The organism is Bacteroides sp. CAG:633 (assembly GCF_000435115.1).
Classification (GTDB): domain Bacteria; phylum Bacteroidota; class Bacteroidia; order Bacteroidales; family Bacteroidaceae; genus Bacteroides; species Bacteroides ndongoniae.
The window spans coordinates 1-19,290 of record NZ_FR883155.1 but is presented as its reverse complement, the minus strand read 5'-3'; the positions used below and the strand labels follow the sequence as shown (position 1 = coordinate 19,290).

The 19,290-nt window shown below is 48.3% G+C and carries 10 protein-coding genes and 1 pseudogene; 3 read left to right on the top strand and 8 right to left on the bottom strand.

Features of this window, described 5'->3' with window-relative positions:
- Positions 1 to 9: 9 nt before the first annotated feature.
- The 6 genes from QVP67_RS14810 to QVP67_RS14785 form a co-directional block, all read right to left on the bottom strand.
- A complete protein-coding gene (locus QVP67_RS14810) occupies positions 10 to 2,028 on the bottom strand; it encodes a RagB/SusD family nutrient uptake outer membrane protein (RefSeq protein ID WP_022164327.1) in 2,019 nt (672 codons plus the stop codon).
- 18 nt (positions 2,029 to 2,046) lie between these two features.
- Complete coding sequence (locus tag QVP67_RS14805) at positions 2,047 to 5,127, bottom strand: SusC/RagA family TonB-linked outer membrane protein (RefSeq protein WP_288180284.1); 3,081 nt, start codon at positions 5,125 to 5,127, stop codon at positions 2,047 to 2,049.
- Between the two features lie 60 nt (positions 5,128 to 5,187).
- The gene (locus QVP67_RS14800) at positions 5,188 to 6,471 is read right to left on the bottom strand and encodes an IPT/TIG domain-containing protein (protein WP_288180283.1); all 1,284 of its coding nucleotides are present in this window, start codon (positions 6,469 to 6,471) and stop codon (positions 5,188 to 5,190) included.
- An 839-nt stretch (positions 6,472 to 7,310) separates the two neighbouring features.
- Positions 7,311 to 9,395, bottom strand: coding sequence for an alpha-L-fucosidase (locus tag QVP67_RS14795; protein ID WP_022164324.1), 2,085 nt, complete (start codon positions 9,393 to 9,395; stop codon positions 7,311 to 7,313).
- A 367-nt stretch (positions 9,396 to 9,762) separates the two neighbouring features.
- The gene (locus tag QVP67_RS14790; protein ID WP_022164323.1) at positions 9,763 to 11,622 is read right to left on the bottom strand and encodes a glycoside hydrolase family 127 protein; all 1,860 of its coding nucleotides are present in this window, start codon (positions 11,620 to 11,622) and stop codon (positions 9,763 to 9,765) included.
- 36 nt (positions 11,623 to 11,658) lie between these two features.
- A complete protein-coding gene (locus QVP67_RS14785; RefSeq protein WP_022164322.1) occupies positions 11,659 to 13,437 on the bottom strand; it encodes a glycoside hydrolase family 43 protein in 1,779 nt (592 codons plus the stop codon).
- Between the two features lie 343 nt (positions 13,438 to 13,780).
- Between QVP67_RS14785 and QVP67_RS14780 the strand changes: the two genes are divergently transcribed.
- Positions 13,781 to 15,457: a SulP family inorganic anion transporter gene (locus QVP67_RS14780; RefSeq protein ID WP_022164321.1), complete on the top strand. Its 1,677-nt coding sequence runs from the start codon at positions 13,781 to 13,783 to the stop codon at positions 15,455 to 15,457.
- Between the two features lie 89 nt (positions 15,458 to 15,546).
- On the opposite strand, the gene QVP67_RS14775 is transcribed toward QVP67_RS14780, so the two are convergent.
- Both QVP67_RS14775 and QVP67_RS14770 read right to left on the bottom strand, forming a co-directional pair.
- Positions 15,547 to 16,350 carry a M48 family metallopeptidase gene (locus QVP67_RS14775; protein WP_022164320.1) on the bottom strand — a complete coding sequence of 268 codons (804 nt, stop codon included), beginning with the start codon at positions 16,348 to 16,350 and terminating at the stop codon, positions 15,547 to 15,549.
- 25 nt (positions 16,351 to 16,375) lie between these two features.
- Entirely contained in the window at positions 16,376 to 16,816 is a 441-nt protein-coding gene (locus tag QVP67_RS14770; protein ID WP_022164319.1) for a DUF3592 domain-containing protein, read from the bottom strand.
- 254 nt (positions 16,817 to 17,070) lie between these two features.
- On the opposite strand from QVP67_RS14770, the pseudogene QVP67_RS14765 reads away from it, so the two are divergent.
- Both QVP67_RS14765 and QVP67_RS14755 read left to right on the top strand, forming a co-directional pair.
- Positions 17,071 to 18,791 (top strand): annotated as a pseudogene (locus QVP67_RS14765) (ATP-binding protein).
- A 19-nt stretch (positions 18,792 to 18,810) separates the two neighbouring features.
- On the top strand, positions 18,811 to 19,290 hold a 480-nt coding region (locus tag QVP67_RS14755), incomplete at its 3' end, for an AAA family ATPase (protein ID WP_288180282.1).

Here is a 19,290-nt window from a genome sequence, read left to right as displayed (position 1 = left end):
TATTGTTAATTACCAACCCGGATTCTGTACTAACTTACCGTTTCTTTGCAGCACGTTTCTCTCCAAAGGCCACAGGTACATTTTGTTGTTGAAGACGCGGTTCATGGTCTTCTCGGTGCTCCATACACGCTCGGTATAGAACTGAGTGCGCTGAGCCGAGGTTGCGCTGACGTCGAGGCCTCTTACCGGCTTGTTGTAAGCATCGTTAGCGTCCTTCCAACGGCGCAGATCCCAGTAGCGGTGTCCCTCGAAGGCAAACTCTATCTGGTACTCGTGCTTGATGATCTTGCGCATGTTGTCACGATCTTGGGCATCGGCAGCCGTAATGCCCGGCTGTCCGGCACGGTAACGGATCATGTTGAAGTATTTCACCATTTCGTCCACGTTGCGCGATACGGTGATACCGGTAGCCTCGTCGGTGTACGAACCATCCATTTCGTTCATTGCTTCCACGTAACCCAGTAACACTTCAGCATAACGGATCACTGGGAAAGTCTTGGCCTTAACCGAACCGTTCCAGAAAATACAGTCATCCTGATGCACATATTTACGGCAAGTATAGCCTGTACGGTTATGATAGTCGCTGTTATTCAGGTCGGAAGCCGAACCGCCGCTGTAGTAATCGCACACATAGTTACGAGTTCCGGCACCTGCATCGCGATGCGAAGTAGTGGGCCATACACAAGCATTGAAGCCAATAGTAGCATAGAAACGCGGTTCGCGGTTCCAGTCGCGGTGGGCACACTGCTCAGACACCTGATAATCGGACGAGAACGTCAGACCCTGTCCAATGGGGTTGCCAGACTTTTCAGCATCAGTCGCTTCGCTGAAGGAACGACCATCAGCCATACGGTACTCGTCAATCATATCCAACGTTACACTGAAAGTAGCATTACCACCCAACTTAGAAGGCATTACCAAACGATAATCACCATTTCCCCAACCGCTGCTTGAAACAAGATTAGGATAATACAAAATGTATTCTTTCACCTGATAAGGTTGATAAGTACCATCGAACAAGGTCTTGTACGACTTGTAGGGATCAATATCGCCGGCACCGTCGGGGAAATTGGCATCAGACACCGTGCTGGGTAGTTCCAAAGTACCTGTACCCAACGTATTCACAATCTTGTCTACGGTATGCAGAGCATATTTGTTCGTATCAATTACACGCTTGAATGAAGCAGCGGCCTTACCCCACTTGCTGTTGTCTACTTCCTGAGAGATGAAGTGTTCACCCTCCTCGGTCTGCCAATCGGAATAATAGGTATTGCCGTTGAACAGCGGACTGGCAGCATACAACTGCACACGGGCTTTCAGCGCCATAGCCGCACCACGGGTAGGAATGTATTGCAACGACTCGATACGGCTGTCGGACAAGTATTCAATGGCCATATCCAGGTCGGCACAAACTTTCGCTACACATTCATCGTACGTTGAGCGCGGGAATGAAGTTTCGCTACCCTCGGCATCGGTGTCGATCGGAATGTCAGGTACAATGACTACCGGACCGTAAAGACGCATCAGATAGAAATAGAAGTAAGCACGCAGGAAATAGGCACGACCTCTAAAGTCGCGCATTTCCATTTCGCTCAGCTCTTCATTACGGTCAATATTCTGCAGAACAATGTTTGCCCTACGAATTCCCTGGTAACATGTAGACCAAGGATTAAATTTGCAATCAGACTCGGTTACCTCATCATAAAGGATGGCATTACCCGGCAATACAAAAGAAATGATTGCTTCATCTGAGCCCAAACCGGATGGAAGAGGTGGCGTATATCCCCACTCACTACCCGTCTGAGGAGATTCATCGGGCAACAAGGATGCCGCACCGTTAATATATTGTTCGGTTCTTTCGCGCGAAAGGAAAATGGAGTCGAGGGTGGTCTGGTCGTAGACATACTGCTCGATATCGAGGTAGTTCTCGCAAGAACCCATCATCATGCTGGCAGCTGCAAAGGCAACCAGGGAAGCAGCTTTGCCCACCTGCCAAAACTTTTTCTTATAGATAGTAAGATTTACCATAATGCTCTGTTTCTATGTTTAGAAGTTGAGATTCAATTGTAATGTATAAATTCGCTGGATAGGGTAAGCTGTACCATTAGCACCTGCCTGAGACGGATCGAGAATCTTTTCAGGCGACCATACAGCCAAGTTTTCACCTATCAGACTAATAGTAGCCTTTTGCAAACCAAGTTTCGAGAAGAACCGGTTCTTCAGCGAATAAGAGATTTGCACGTTCTTCAAACGCAAGTAAGAACCGTCGGCCAACCAGAACGTAGAATTCTGACTGTTATTACCGCTACCGCCATAATACAGACGCGGGAACATGGCATTCGGATTCTCGGTTGCAGCCGTACCGGAGATTTCACGGGAAATCCAACGATTGGCAGGGTCGGCAACTGCAGTAATCACATTACCAGTTTTACTACCGGAGAACGGTTGATACATATTGCCACCACGGAAATATGAAACACGGCTGACACCCTCGAACAGAACACTGAGATTAAAATTCTTCCAGTTGAATTCTGTAGCAAAACCGTACTGGATCTGCGGTACATACGAATACTTCAGAGGCACAGCATCTTCACCGTTCACATAACCATCACCGTTCACATCCTTATACTTGATGTCACCCGGCATATAAGTACCGAACTGTTGGATTGGGCTGTTGTCGATGTCCGCCTGATCCTTGAAAAGTCCCAAAGCAATCAGACCGCGATTGATACCACTCTGATAACCGACCTGTGTCTGATATGGATAACGCTGGATGGCTTCCTCAAAATTGGTAATTTCGTTCATGGACTGGGTATAATTGGCACGTACAACCAAATACTTGTCGTTGTCTCCCAACGGCTGGGTATAAGAGATGTGACCATCGGCACCCCAGCTCTTCATCTCGCCCACATTGGCCCAAGGCAATGAAGGCAGACCGACTTCATCGGGCACACTTGCACGACGCTGATAAATACCTGAACGGTAATCCTTAAAGAAATCGATCGTCATGTCGAAACGTTCGTGGAAGAAACGCATATCGATACCCAAGTTATACTTCTTGGATTTCTCCCAACGCAGGTTGCTCGAACCGACCTGAGTCTCAATCAAACCGGAACCATTGTTCCAAACACCGGAACCACCTGTTCCTACCAATGTCAGGTACGGGAAACGTACAGAAGAATCTGACAGTCTATCGTTACCTACGATACCATACGAAGCTCTGATCTTGAAATAATTGACAAAGAAGTTACGATCTTGATACCATTGATACTGCGTGGGCGACCAACCTAACGATACGGCAGGGAACCATCCGAATTTCTTGCCTTTTTCGAAGGCCTCGGAACCGGTATAACCCATATTAAATTCAGCCATATAAATATCGTTGTACGAATAAGAGAAACGGCTGGCATAACTGTTGTAGCGCTTGGGGATGGCATTAAGCAGCTGATTCCACCAAGAATAAATTTCATCCTGCCAATAAGCGTTAACAAGAGCGCCAACACGGTGGACCTTATTGAATACGCGGTCGTAATTGACTTTAAACTCAAAGTAATACTTACGAGAGGCACTTGTACCTACTGAAAAATAAGGTTCAACAGCTTCGGAAATTTTTTCCAAATTGAGCGATCCATCACGATTACGTCCATTGGCATAATAAATAGCAGGCTGCTTTCCACGAGTTTGCGTCATATCACTACTACCATCGAAATTAAACAATCCCGTTACAGACAATCCTGGTGTAATGGCTTTTAAATCCTGAGTCAAGGTCATCGTAATCTTGTTATTGTTAGAGTAATATTTCTGGTAACCAGTCATATTCAACAATACATAGGGACTGATGGTATTCTTATTAGTACCGTAACCAGGTGCCTGACCGGTAGTGTACATCAAAGGTACGGTAACCGGCGTCAAGTTGGCTTGGGCTTCCCACAACAGTGAACTGTTGTTACCATAACCCGGATAGTTCTGCGTAATAATATAGGTTTCTTCGTTCAGCGAGAGGGTAGTTGTCGGGGTAATGTTCACATCGACATTGGCACGGAAGTTGAATTTGTTATACTTCACGTTTGTATCATATTGGTTCAATCCTTTGTCTTGTTTAAACAGAGCGTCCTTGGTCGTAAAACCGGCACTGACATAGTAACGAGCCACCTGTCCACCACCCGAAGCACTGAGGAAGTACTGCTGGTTCCAGGTATAGTCTTTCAGAATAACGTCACGCCAGTTAACGTCGGGATGCAAGTCGGGGTCCATGTGGCTCCGGAACAAAGCTAAGTCGACATCGGAATAGATAGGAGAACCACCACGAGTAACAGAAGCTTCGTTGGCCAGTTCGGCATAGGTAGCGGCGTCTACATACTCCGGCATACGCGGAGAATAAGACAAACCGGCATTCATTTTGACGTTAATATCCAGCTTACCGGCTTTACCTTTCTTGGTAGTTACCAATACCACACCGTTGGCACCACGGATACCGTAAACAGCCGTCGAGGAAGCATCCTTCAGGATAGAGAAGCTTTCGATGTCCTCGGGGTCGAGGGTATTCAGGTTGCCTTCGATACCGTCAATCAACACCAAGGCACCGGAACTGGCACCGAAAGTACTGATACCACGTACCCAGAATTCGGAGAAGTCGTTACCCGGCTCACCACTACGGTTGACAGAGATGATACCCGGCACACGGCCACCCAGCATGTTGCTGACAGAAGTTGCCGGCGCCTTCAGTTGGGCCACCTCGACACCGGTGACGGCACCTGTCACGTTGATCTTCTTCTGTACCTTACCGGAAGAAGTAATCACGACTTCGTCCACCATGGTAGAGCTTTCTTTCAGCGCTACCCGCATCTGGCTCATATTTTTTGTTATTTTGAATGTCTGTGTCTCGTAACCGATGTAAGAGATTTGCAGCGTTTGCCCACTCTTGATACCACCTAATTTAAAGTGTCCGTCCACATCGGTGATGGCACCCAGTGAAGGATTTTCCTTTACCGAAATAGTCACACCGATTAATAACTCTCCCTTTTCGTCCATCACCGTACCGGAGGCTGAAAGGGTCCCCTGTGCATGTAGCGCGCCATACGAAGCGATCAACGCTACCAGGAACATGATGATATGTTTTATTTTCATTTTGACTAATTGTTATGTTGATAATAAGTTTGTGTTCAACCCGGGTGTAGTGTAAGCTTGTTATTCAATGGTCATCTTACGTATTACACCTGTATTGTCTTCACCAATAAAGAAGTTTTCCTCACCGTCGAGAGCAATACAGAGCGGATTGTCGAAGTAAGCCTCGGTAGGTGTACCGTTCACTCTACCACTCTGGTTAGGATGACCGGCTACGAGAGAAACCTCACGGCCTACAATCTTCACAATGCAGTGCGCACCTTGCAGAACTACATAAAGTTCGCCTTTGCTGTTGACACACATACCACACGGATTCTTCAGCACAGCGTCGTTCAGACGGTCGCCCGTCACGTTGTTGCCTTCCCAAGAGGCCTTGAAACCTGCATAACGCTCTACTTTCCAGCTGCCATCCGTTTCCTGCCAATATTTGAAAATAGCATTGTTGTCAGGATAAGAACAGAAGAAAGCCTTGTCATATTTGCTATAAGTAAGGTAATATCTCCATTGTGATGTGTTGATACCTGCAAATTCGGCGGGGAACTGATTGACATTGAACATCATTTCAGTCACCTTGTTTTCCAGGTCAATCTGATGCAAGCCATCGGCACCCATGACGTAAACATAACGGTCGTCTTCGGCAAAGCTCATGTTACCCTGATTGTTACCTCCGGCGAACGGATAAGTAATACCGGTAGCATTCAACGTCCATCCGTCGCTACGTTTAGCGGTGTAAATCTGTCCATCACCACGGGCAACAATCGCAACTCCGTCGCGCGAATTGTTGGTAGCCACACTACCCATGTAACCGATACCGGTAAGCTGAACCATCATATTGTCGTCGAACGACACCAGATAGATTTTGTCGGCCCAACCACCGCAGGATACAATCAGGTTGTCGCCATCCTGTCCGGCCACAGCTGCCAAATGGGATGTACTGTTCAGACGGGCCTCATCAAGCGTACCTGTCACGTGCGGGTCAACTTCACCAAACTTACCGACTACGGTAGTTACTGATTCAGTCAGATAATACTTGAACGTAAAATTGTCCAATGTATAAGTCTGTCCGTCTACTTCCATAGTGATTTCTTTCACTCCCGCCGGTTGCTTGGGCACCAATCCATACAGGTCGCGTCCGTCGCAGTTGACCAATACCGCTTCTACGCCACCAAAAAAGACCTTGATTTTACTCAAATCGAGCGGGAAATTACCGGTAATCACAAAATTGTTATTAATTCGCCCCCAATTGGGAGACATCGATTCCATCGCAATCGGCTTGCTTGGATCGTAATAGTTGCCCTTTTCAGGCCACTTCTCAATTTCCTCCTTTCCATTACATGAGGTTATCATTAGTGAAAAAAGAACGGAAACACAAAATAAGATAGCGTTAATTCTCATAATGTAATTTTTAAATGGTTAACATTATTATGGTTTCTTCGATGCAAAATTAAATAATGTTATACCAAATGAATAGGGGTAAAAATACTTTCGATAGGGGTAAAAGTACTTTTTAAGGGTAAAAAGGACACTTTACCCACATTTATCCCTGATTTCATAAGGGAAAAACAACTTTTGAGGCCAACCGGACACAACAAAAAAGAAGACGATTCACCACAGAGGGCACAGAGAAACACAGAGGAATAAGTGGAGGCAATCTGTGAAATCGGCGCAATCTGTGGTGAAACCAAGCGTTTAGAGGTAAAGTTTCACCGTAAGCAGATGATAGTGAGTAGGTTGCGATGAAAGATGGATACACGGACAACACAGAATGAGCGGATGAAACGCGGATTTTTAATTGAATCAGCGTGAAACGTTATCTTTCACCATATCTTGCTGTATACCAGAATGAAAGTTTCCTGGTGAAAGCGTGAACCCAATTTTCCTCTTTCTACTTTTTATCCGTGTAAATCTGTCCTATCTGTGCTGTCCGCGTATCTATCTTTCACCCATTCTTCATTTCGAATGTTTCACTTTTCGTTCTCAAAGTGCCACTTGGCGGACGTAACTACCTACTTCAGCCTGGCAACATTGATGATGGGCTGGTAAGTTTTGTCCGTACCCTCTACGAGTATTGCCTGAATACCCCGTCTGTAATGCAAGTACGGCTCGCGAGCCGTGCAAGCGTCCCACAAATGGAATGCAAGCGTGGCTCACGAGCCGTACAAGTGTCGAAGAAATGCCTCCCGGAATTACTTGGAAATCAGTACGTCGAATTCGGAATAACCCGCCACTTTATCGCCCTGCGTATTGTTCAAGGCACGGAGCTTGACGAAACGGGTCTTGACGGGAGCAAACTCTTTCATCTGCCACGAAGGATTGTTGCGGATGTTGGAGAACTCGCCTTCGCTGACCAGCTTCCACTCACTGCCGTTGTCGGAAACATAGAACTCGTAGAAGGTGATGATGCCCGACGGGAAATAGTCGCTCTGGTCGGGCAGGTATCTGAAGCCTTTGATTTCGAGGGATTCACCAAGGTCGATAACCAGGTCGGCAGGCATCATGCCACGCTGGTGCCATCCGGGCCAGGCTTCACCATCGATCACACGGGCGGCGTTCGCATCGGCAGCTATCACTTTCCACTTCGTGTGTGACACGCCGAACTCTTCGCGGCTCACTGTACTCTGTTTGCCGGTAGCCATATCGACCGAAACGGCACTGACGGTGACAACGCCGTCGGCCATGAACGGACCGGTGTAACGGAGCGACTGGGTAGTGGGATCGGTGCCGTCGAGGGTATAGAACACTGCTGACTCGCCGTCGGCGGGACGGATGATAACTTCACCATTGGGATGGCGGACAATCTGCGGTTCGGTGAGTACCTGCGGTGCATTGTAGATGCCGATGTTCGAGATGAGCGGACATGCCTTGGCGTCGAGGATGGAGATGCGGACTTGCGTAGCCGTAACAGTGGGCAGGCGCAGGATGCGTTTGTAGCCGATGGTGGTCTCGCGGGCCAGTTCGCGCCACTGTCCGTCGACGTTGGCTTCGACCTTGAATGACTTGACGCGCTGTCCCAGACGGATGTACTCTTGCAACAGAACGCGGTTCAGCGTAGTAGGTTTCTTAAACGTAAAGGTGATGTCGGACTGTGTAACGCCGTCGTCGGTGGCCCAGTAGGTGTCTTTCTTGCCGTCGATGGCTTTGGAAGCAGCATACTTTTTGCTGCCACCGCGCACGTTGCCAGCTTCGGCTTTGGCTTTGCGGGCCAGATCGTCGGCAAAGGCTTCGTCGAGCGCCTTGCGCAGTTCGAGCACGGCACGCTCGTCGTTGGCATGAATGCGGCCTTCCTTATCAATAGGGAAATTGAGCAGCCATGTACCGTTACGACCGATGGAGTTATAGAAGATGTCGAGCAGTTGAGGCAGTTTCTTCACCTTGGCATCCTCGTACTTGTGGTAGAACCAGCCCGGACGGATGGAAACGTTCACTTCGGAAGGAATCCACTGCTTGCCGTCCTCGATACCTACGCGAAGCTGTTTGAAGTCGGGTTCGCCGGGAACAAACTGCTTGTAGTTGTAGAGACTCCAGTTGGTCTCGCCCACCGAACCGCCTTCATTGCCACACCAGCGGATGTCGGGACCGCACTCGTTCCAGATGATGGCCTGCGGTTGCAGTTCGCGGATAAGGCTGATGGTATTGTCCCAATCGTAATAGGTGGAGCGGTCGATGTTGCGGTTTTCGCGTGCACCGCCGTAATAGCCCCAGCCACCGTTGGCACCGTCGAACCAGACTTCAAAAATATCACCATACTGGGTGAGAAGTTCCTTCAGCTGGTTGCGGAAATAGGTGATGTAGCTGGGCTGGCCGTAGTCGGCACGGTTGCGGTCCCACGGCGAAAGGTAGATACCGAACTTCAGCCCGTACTCCTTGCAGGCATCGGAAAGTTCGCGAACCAGGTCGCCTTTGCCGTCTTTCCACGGCGAGTTCTTGACGGAATATTCGGTGTACTTCGTCGGCCAAAGGCAAAAACCGTCGTGATGCTTGGCGGTGAGGATGATGCCTTTCATGCCGGCTTCCTTGCAAACACGTGCCCACTGGCGGCAGTCAAGATTGGTGGGATTGAACATCTGAGGTGTGTTGCCACCGTCGCCCCACTCCTGGTCGGTGAAGGTGTTGATGGCAAAGTAGATGAAAGCATAGAACTCCATTTCGTGCCAACGCAACTGATTTTCGTTAGGCAGCGGACCGCAGGGAGCAGGTGCGGTGGTCTGTGCCTGTGCTGCGGACAGGAATATCCACAGGGCAGAAAGTAAAAATAAGGTTTTCTTGATCATGGAACTTATGGTAATGGTTAATGGTTAATGGATAATGGTTAATGAGTTGCAGAAATTCTTCATTATTCATATTCATTCTCTCGGCTTTAACTCCTAAAAAAATGTATCATCTGAAGAGGTTGTGTCAAAACCAAGTGATGGTATCTGGCTCCCCTCCTTCGGGAAGGAGGAGAGTTTCAGATACTTCTGTTTTGACACACCCTCCAGATACTATATTAAGTTAAGGAACTGCTTTCCTTTTAGGCACGGATTACACAGATTTTCGCGGATGATTATTCTTCTTTCTCTGCGTTTTTCCGCGTAATCCGTGCCTAAAAATAACAAGATGTCAGTCACTTTTAGTTTTTATACACCCTTCTTGAGGCATTTACTCCGTCAGTTTACGGGTCCGGACATATACGCTGTAGGGTTCGTCGGTAACTTCAAACAAAGGCTTCAGGCGATACGTGGTGCCACCGTCGTCGAGCGAAAAGACGAGATTCTGCGCATCAGTTACTTTCAGCCCCGAAACTACGTCGGACGCCGAACCTTTCAGCCAGATTTCATCGGGCGACTGGAATGCCAGCAGCATGGGGCCGTAGAAGACGGCAATCGTACGGTCGTCGTCGGGCATAGGCTCGATGCGGAAACCGAAATCGAAACGGATTTCGATGCGGTCGCCGTCGCTCCACTTGCGCTGAAGGGTGAAGAAGGAACCGGGAGTACCCGTACCTGCTCGCTCACCATTGACGAAAATGGCTGTCTGCTTGCTCCAGGAAGGAATGAACAGGCGGAGAACCAACTTGGATGACTTCTTCATGGACAACGTGATGCCTGCCTTGTGGTCACGAAGCAGGTCGCCAGTCTGGGTCAGACTGACACGACGGTCCTTCCAGTTGAGCAAGGTAGGAATATACTGATTGACCCAAAGCGTATCACCACTATGGAAGTAGATGTTGTTGTTCAGCAGCGAAAAGGCTTCGATGCTGGAACCGTTGCAGCACTTGAAGTCGGCCTGACTGTCGAGGTACTTCTTCTGCCGCGGCGAGCCCAAAGGCAAATGATAGACACAGGCTCCGGTCTCATGGTTCTGAAGAGCCATCACGGCATTGTAGAAAGTATTCATGTAGGCATCAGCATACTTCGGGTTGCGGGTCCAGGTAAACAGGTGTGCCGTAAGCTTTTGGGTGTTGTGCGAAACACAGCTTTCGGCTATCTCGCGGGTGAGCGTATTGCCCAGATGCCCCGGCAGTCCCCAGTGTTCGGAAGTGAGCGAAGTGGGCGTAGTGGCATTGGGACGCGGACCACTACTCGAACCGTTGACATAGGCATGGGCCGAGAGAAGCATCTCCCAGAAGTTGGACACCGCATCGTAGTACAGCGGATTGCCGGTCCGGTCGTAACCTTCGGCAAAGCCGTTCACCAGCACGAGGTGGGTATTGGCGTGCAAGCCGGAAAGAATGTCTTCGTTGGCAGCAAGGGGACGGAGGAACCAGTCGCGGTCGAAGATACGGGCAAGCTTCAGGTGCTTCTCGTCGTGCGAGATGGCATAAAGCTCGTAAAGGACTTCGTTCATGGCACCCGCCTCGTTCGAAGGATTGGCCTGAACAGTGTAGAGCATCTTGGAGATGGTGGCCTCGTCGAGCCGGCTCATGCGACGGTCTACGTAGTCGGCCATCCCGAGCAAGATGTCGTAAGCCTGTCGGTTGCCGGTGTTGCGATAGACATCGAGCAGACCTTGCATGATTTTATGATAAGTATAATAAGGTGCCCATACGCCACCAAAAACTTTTTCGAGCACATCGAAGTCAGTGGCAGGAAAAGCGGACAGGTAACCATCACCTAACGCCGACTGGCACTTGGCAAGTTCGGCAACCATGTAGTCGAGGCGGTCGTGCAGGAACGAATCGCCATACTTCCGTACCACCGAAGAGGCCGCCGACAGATAGTGACCTACAAAATGTCCGCGCAATCCGATGTACGGTGCTTCCCACCCGCCAAGCGGTTCGGCCGACGAAGGAAGCCCGGCATTGACTCTGAAGTTGTGGAGCAGACGGTCGGCATCGAGCGACTTCATCCAAGCGATGTTCAACGATTCGCGCTGCTGCACCCAGGAGGGTTGCAACACAACATCTTCAACCGGAAACGAAAGGGCACGGGACTTATCGTCCCCTATGCCCTTTGCGCTAAGATTACCGGCCATCAGGGCCGATAACAGCAATAACAGAATTTTATTACTTGACTTCATTTTAAAAAGCGGACTTGACTGTTGCATTTATCAGAATTACTTCCGGGCAGGCTTTACGCTGATACCTTCGGTAGTCAGCTTAATGGGCTGAATGGTGCCGTCGGGATTGAAGTAGAGATATTCTACGCACACATGACGGCGACAGTCACCACCCGGAGTGCCGTCCAGCGGATAAGAACCGTCGTGGTAGAAGAAATACCACTGTCCCTTGAACTCGACAACAGAAGGATGAATGGTAAAACCGTGATTGGCCGGGCCGGTAATGTAGCCACGGAACGTCCACGGACCTTCGATGTTCTCGGCAGTAGCATAACAGATCTGCTCGGGCTGTACACCGGGAGCATCGGCAGCATATACATTATAATATAGGTTACCACGCTTGAACAACCAAGGACCTTCGGCAAAGTTACGGAAAGGTACTTTCTTGACGGGACCGTCAAGTTCGATCATATTCTTCTTCAGCTTCACCATGTAGCAGTCGCCATTGCCCCATGCCATCCAGGGAGTTCCGTCATCGTCGATCAAAACAGTCGGATCGATATCGGCATTGGGACGGTGCGAGTCAGGTGTCATGTCGTCAGTAATCAGCGGAGTACCATCCTTACGAGCCGGCTTGAAGGGGCCCGTAGGCGAATCACTGACGGCTACGGAAATCATGTGCTGTCCATTGTCTTTCCGGTCCAGAGTAACATAATAGTAGTATTTGCCATCTTTCTCGACCACTTGTGCAGCCCATGCTCCGTAAGGACTTGCACCGGGGAAGTCGGCAGCACGCAATACGGGACCATGTGCCGTCCAGTTCTTCATGTCGGAAGAGGAGTAGCAAAGCCATTCGGGCATGTTGAACCATCCACCTGCACCGGCTCTGTCGGCTCCGACATAAGCATAGGCTTTATCGCCAATGATGGTGACTGCCGGATCGCCCGTAAACGAATCGCGGAACAAGGGATTCTGTCCCGGCTTAAACGGTTTCTCTTCTCCACAGATGGAAACTTCGTCAATAGCTCCGTCGAGTACGGAAAGACTGTTGGGGAACCCACCCGGATAACCACGTCCGATGACCCACATACCGGCATTGTGACGTACAGCCAAGCCTTTATATTTAAGAGTGGAAACACTATACTTCTGTCCTCCGGAAAGACGGACACCAAACTCCAAGACTGTTTCGTTCTTCTTTTCATTGTATCGGGCACGGGCATAGACATCGTACCATCGCCCGCCTTCTACATGACTGCCTGCGGCAAGACGTTGCGGATGACCATCGACATCGGCCACCTGGACGAAAAAGCGTTGCTCCATCGGGTCGAAGCCAATGGATATATCGGCATAAATGGAACCTTTGGTACCTTCCTTACACAGATAAACCTGCTCGGTACCCAGATGGTTGCACTTCAGACTGAAACTGATGTTCCATGCCTGCTGTATGTCGTAGAACGGTAACGAACGATTGAAAGGAACTACATACTCGCGTCCTTTCAACAAAAGAGAACGGGTATTGGGACGCCCTTCAATGGAGGTAACCGGCACATCGTCGGAAAAAAGATTTGGCGAAGGCATGTAATCGTTACACTGAATCAGATTACTGTTACCGGTTTCGTCGTAAACGTAAGGCTGCGGCTCGGCCGGTTTTCCTTTATCCGACGTAAGCGGCTGCCCGACCACGGAAGGCGAAACAGAATCACCCGACAGATGCTGTACTTTCTCGAAACTCCAATATGCCAATTGTTTGGCTTTATCTGTGTCGCCGGCACTTGCTGTTGTAGCAAGTAAAAATAACAAAGGGACACCGTTTGCTAAAATAAATCTTCTTTTCATTAGTAATTCATTAATTATACAAATCTAAGATCAACAGATTTGCAAAGTTTTGATTAAAATGCTACATTTCCGACCTGTTTGCTGACTTCTGTCAATCCCCAACAAGGCTTTATACAAAGAACGGCAATTATCATAGAAGATATATCAGCCAATACTTACTTTTAATAGCACAAAAACGACTTTTTTCAGGCCAATTACTCCCAATTCGACAAGAACTGAGGGGTTTTCAGCAAAAAAGCATATCACATTAGCAAGTTTTTAGTCTATTTTACCTAAATTTGCAACCTCTTTTCAAAATGACAACAAACATCAATAGGTAAACAAAGTTCTACAAATCAGAAAAATGAAAGCGTTCGAATTCAAGCCGAAACTCTACACGGCTCTTAAAAATTACTCTAAAGAAATGTTCATGGCCGACCTTATGGCCGGTATCATTGTAGGAATTGTGGCCTTGCCGCTGGCCATTGCTTTTGGTATCGCATCGGGCGTATCACCCGAAAAAGGTATTGTAACAGCCATCATTGCCGGATTCATCATCTCGTTGCTGGGCGGAAGCAAGGTACAGATAGGCGGACCGACGGGAGCATTCATTGTGATTATTTACGGCATTATCCAACAATACGGCGAAGCAGGCCTCATCGTAGCTACACTGATGGCAGGTGTCATCCTGGTGTTATTGGGTGCATTCAAGCTGGGAGCTGTTATCAAATTTATTCCTTATCCCATCGTTGTGGGCTTCACGAGCGGTATCGCCGTCACTATCTTCACCACGCAGGTAGCCGACGTATTCGGTCTGCAATTCGGCGACGACAAGGTGCCGGGCGACTTCATTGGCAAGTGGATGGTTTACTTCCGCCACTTCGACACGGTGAACTGGTGGAATACATTGGTCAGCATCGCCAGTATCGCCATCATTGCGCTGACACCCAAGTTCTCGAAAAAGATTCCTGGTTCGCTGATTGCCATTATCGTGGTGACTGTAGCCGTATGGTTGATGAAAATGTACGGCGGCATCGACTGCATTGATACCATCGGCGACCGCTTCAGCATCCGTGCCGAACTGCCTGACGCTGCCATCCCTGCCCTGGACTGGGAAGCTGTGAAGAATCTGTTCCCTGTAGCAGTAACCATCGCCGTACTGGGTGCCATCGAATCGCTGCTTTCAGCTACAGTAGCTGACGGTATGATTGGCGATAAACACGACTCGAATACGGAACTTATAGCTCAGGGAGCTGCCAATATCGTAACTCCGCTTTTCGGAGGTATTCCTGCAACGGGTGCCATTGCCCGTACAATGGCCAATATCAATAATGGCGGTAAATCTCCTGTTGCCGGTATTGTACATGCTGTAGTGCTGCTGCTCATCCTGTTGCTACTGATGCCGCTGGCACAATACATTCCGATGGGATGTCTGGCCGGTGTGCTGGTAGTCGTATCGTACAACATGAGTGGCTGGCGTACATTCAAGGCACTGCTGCGCAATCCCAAGTCGGACGTGACGGTACTGCTTATCACTTTCTTCCTGACAGTCATCTTCGACCTGACCGTAGCTATCGAAATCGGTCTGGTGATTGCCTGTGTACTGTTCATGCGCCGAGTTATGGAAACAACGGAAATATCTGTCATCAAGGACGAAATCGATCCGAACAAAGAATTGGATATTACAACTCATGAAGAGCATCTCATCATTCCCAAGGGAGTAGAAGTATACGAAATCAACGGTCCTTACTTCTTCGGCATTGCTACTAAATTCGAGGAAATGATGGCACAAATGGGCGACCGTCCCAAAGTACGTGTCATACGAATGCGTAAAGTACCGTTCATTGACTCAACCGGTATTCACAACCTGGAAAACCTGTGCCGCATGTCACAAAAGGAAAAGATAACGATTGTCCTCTCGGGTGTCAACGAAAAGGTACACAAGGTGCTCGAAAAATCCGGATTCTACGAACTGCTTGGTGAAGAAAACATCTGTCCGAACATCAACGTAGCACTGGAAAGAGCACAGAAACTGCTTTAAGTCGAAAAAATGGCACACAGATAACGCTGACCAGCGGTCTGTGTGCCATTTTTCTATTATTATAGTTCTTTACGAAGTATGCTTAGCTCTTATTGCGCATCGGCAGGTTTTTCGATACCTTCGCTTGTTGCACGCTCTTCCATACGCTTGATACGTTCGTCAAGATCGGGATGAGTAGAGAACAATTGATTCAATTTACTGGTTTTCTGTGCACCGGCTTCTTCCTGCAACGACTTCAGCTTGCGAAACGACAAAGCCATCGACCACGGATTCTTGCCCGACTTCTTCAGAAATTCATAACCATAATCATCGGCTTCACGCTCCTGCTTCTGCGAATAAGTAGCGTTGACCAACGCTTCGCTCAAATCACCCAACTGCGAATCGGTCAAAGCAGCCACTTTACCTCCCTGTGAAGAAATACCGTCTTTCAAAGCCGAAGTGAGTAAGGCAGTGCGGAATCCGCTTTTCGAATCACGATGGGCTACGTGACCAATCTCGTGACCAATCACTCCCAGCAATTCTTCATCGGTCATAATATCCATCAGGGAAGAAAAGACACGTACACTGCCATCGGCACAAGCAAAAGCATTCACATCGGTCACATAGTAAACTTTGAAGTTCAAAGGAATACCGTCGGCATCGCCTAAACCTTCCGTCAGTTTCTTCAACCGTTGAGTATACGGATTGTCATCGGGGCAAACCTGATTATGCTCGTCCATCCACTCAATGTACTCCTTGACATATTCCGTCATCTGCTCATCGGTCAAGGTAATGGCTTTTGCAGCCTTCGCTGCACCACTTAGCGCCTTTTTCAGATTAAACTGAGCCATGGCAGGCACTCCCACCGCCAGGCATAGCAGCAGAAGAGCCGCTTTTAATAGCATTTTCTTCATCATATACATTTATTAATAAGAACCATCAGTTACAATTCTGTTCTTCACCTGGCTTTTGCGGACGAAGCATTACCCAAGCACCACCGACACAGACCAAGCCACAAGCCAATATTATGCCCCATATCCAGCATTCATCGCCCGGCAACCGAACATCATTCGTATATTGCGGACGACAGAGCACGGTTACTTCATCGCCCACCTGCCTGAAAGGCCAATAATATTTCTTGGAAACGTAACAATCGCCATACTTGTCCGTGGAATATTTTATCAGCATTTCATGTTCAAACCTCACTTTCCGATGACGATGTACCCGCTCCGTACTGGTTTTCTGAATCACTCCGACAACACGTTCATGAGTACTGTATGCATGATACAACGACCAGAAGCCATACAATGCACCTCCAGACAAAGCTATTCCTCCCAATATCAGCAGAAAGCAAATCAATTTTTTGTGTAAAGGATCCATAAATATTGACTTTACTACAAAGGTAATATAAAGCCTGCGAAATGCAAAGCGAAAAAGATGGTTTATAAGTATCCAAATAGGAAGTGCAACGAACCACATTCAGAATAAATATTTGTCACAACTTCTCTACTATCCTGCAGAACTTTTGAAGGAACAAAGGAAGAATAGGAATACCGCTTGTACATGACATAAAAATAGTTATCTTTGTAACAGATACTATCTCTGATTCATTGGCAAGTAAACCCTGACGCATTATGAAAAGAAACTATCCAGTAGGCATACAGAACTTTGAAGAAATACGTAAAGAAAATTATTTCTATATTGACAAGACAGCACAGGTCTTCAAACTTGTGGAAAGTGGTAAATACTATTTCCTGAGCCGCCCCCGCCGATTCGGAAAGAGTCTGCTTATCTCGACACTGGAAGCATACTTTCAGGGGAAAAAGGAACTTTTCGAAGGACTTGCCATGGAAACACTGGAAAAGGAATGGATCGAATACCCCATTCTACACCTTGATCTCAATACAGAAAAGTACGATACACCCCAAACACTGGAAAACAAACTTTCCCTGAACCTGAAAATGTGGGAAGATGAGTATGGAGCCAATGAATACGAATATTCTCTTGCCACCCGTTTTGAAGGAGTGATACGCCGTGCGGCAGAGAAATGGGGGCGCAACGTAGTCATCCTCATCGACGAGTACGATAAACCCATGCTTCAGGCCATCGGCAACGAAGCGTTGCTGACCGACTACCGCAACACGCTGAAAGCCTTCTACGGCGTGATGAAGAGTTGCGACCGCTACATCAAGTTTGCCCTACTGACCGGAGTAACCAAGTTCAGCAAGGTGAGCGTGTTCAGCGACCTGAACAACCTGATGGACATCTCTATCGACGAACGATTTGCCAGTCTGTGCGGCATTACAGAAGAAGAACTGTTCACCAACTTCCAAGAGGACATCATCGAACTGGGAAAAGAGAACAAACTGACCGAAGAGGAAACCAAAGCTGAACTGAAAAAGATGTACGACGGCTATCACTTTGCAGAGGAGAGCGAAGACATCTACAACCCCTTCAGCCTGCTCAATACGTTTGCCAAAATGCGGTTCGGAAGCTACTGGTTCGAAACCGGTACACCCACTTTCTTGGTCGAACTGCTGAAGCACAGCCGTTACGACCTGCACCGCCTGACCGAAGAAATGGCTTCCGCCGACTCGTTGGGAGGCATTGATACGATGCACACCAACCCGGTGCCCATCCTGTATCAAAGCGGTTACCTGACTATCAAAGGTTACGATCGCGAGTTTCAAGTCTATTACTTAGGATTCCCCAATAAAGAAGTAGAAGAAGGCTTTACCAAATTCCTACTTCCTCGCTACGCCCACTTAGAGACGGGCAACCCGTCGTTCGAGCCATCCCGGTGCCCATCCTGTATCAAAGCGGTTACCTGACCATCAAGGGGTATGATCGCGAGTTTCAAGTCTATTACTTAGGCTTTCCCAATAAAGAAGTAGAAGAAGGCTTTACCAAATTCCTACTTCCCCGCTATGCTCATTTGGAAACAGGCAACCCCTCGTTCGAAATTATGAGTTTCGTCAAGGACGTGCGTCAGGGCGATGCGGATGCTTTCCTCAGACGGCTTCAGAGTTTCTTTGCCGACAGCCCTTACGAACTGGCACGCGACCTGGAACTGCACTACCAGAATGTGCTTTTCATTGTGTTCAAACTGCTGGGCTTCTATACGCAAGCCGAATATCACACTTCCAACGGACGCATCGACATGGTGGTAAAGACGGATAAGTACGTTTATGTCATGGAGTTCAAGTTGGACGGCAGTGCCGAAGAAGCACTGCAACAGATTAACGACAAGCAGTATGCCCTGCCCTTTGCCTCCGATCCGCGGAAACTGTTTAAGGTAGGTGTGAACTTCAGCAAGGAGACGCGAGGGATAGAGGGATGGTTGATAGAAGATTAACATTTAATTCGAGTGCATTATGAAAAGAAACTATCCGGTAGGCATACAGAACTTTGAAGAAATCCGTAAGGGAAATTATCTCTACATTGACAAGACGGCTTTAATCTACAGACTTGTGGAAAGCGGTAAATACTATTTCCTGAGCCGCCCCCGTCGGTTCGGGAAGAGCCTGCTTATCTCTACCTTAGAGGCATATTTCCAGGGACGGAAGGATTTGTTTGAAGGACTTGCCATGGAAACGTTGGAGACGGAATGGACGGAATACCCCATCCTGCATCTCGATCTCAATACCAAGAAATACGAGAACCATTCTTCGCTCAATGAAATTCTGAATCAGCACCTCGAAAAATGGGAAGCTGTCTACGGTGACGAAAAAAAGGAACGTTCGCCCGAGGAGCGTTTTTCTTATATGATAGAAAAAATCAGTACGGTTACGGGGCGCAACGTGGTCATCCTCATTGACGAATATGATAAACCCATGCTTCAGGCCATCGGCAAC

What these genes read in the sequence shown, in the direction of transcription:
- QVP67_RS14775 (WP_022164320.1), bottom strand. Translation starts at nt 16,350, where the DNA reads ATGAAGAAAATGCTATTAAAAGCGGCTCTTCTGCTGCTATGCCTGGCG.
- QVP67_RS14800 (WP_288180283.1), bottom strand. Translation starts at nt 6,471, where the DNA reads ATGATAACCTCATGTAATGGAAAGGAGGAAATTGAGAAGTGGCCTGAA.
- QVP67_RS14780 (WP_022164321.1), top strand. Translation starts at nt 13,781, where the DNA reads ATGAAAGCGTTCGAATTCAAGCCGAAACTCTACACGGCTCTTAAAAAT.
- QVP67_RS14785 (WP_022164322.1), bottom strand. Translation starts at nt 13,437, where the DNA reads ATGAAAAGAAGATTTATTTTAGCAAACGGTGTCCCTTTGTTATTTTTA.
- QVP67_RS14795 (WP_022164324.1), bottom strand. Translation starts at nt 9,395, where the DNA reads ATGATCAAGAAAACCTTATTTTTACTTTCTGCCCTGTGGATATTCCTG.
- QVP67_RS14770 (WP_022164319.1), bottom strand. Translation starts at nt 16,816, where the DNA reads ATGGATCCTTTACACAAAAAATTGATTTGCTTTCTGCTGATATTGGGA.
- QVP67_RS14805 (WP_288180284.1), bottom strand. Translation starts at nt 5,127, where the DNA reads ATGAAAATAAAACATATCATCATGTTCCTGGTAGCGTTGATCGCTTCG.
- QVP67_RS14810 (WP_022164327.1), bottom strand. Translation starts at nt 2,028, where the DNA reads ATGGTAAATCTTACTATCTATAAGAAAAAGTTTTGGCAGGTGGGCAAA.
- QVP67_RS14790 (WP_022164323.1), bottom strand. Translation starts at nt 11,622, where the DNA reads ATGAAGTCAAGTAATAAAATTCTGTTATTGCTGTTATCGGCCCTGATG.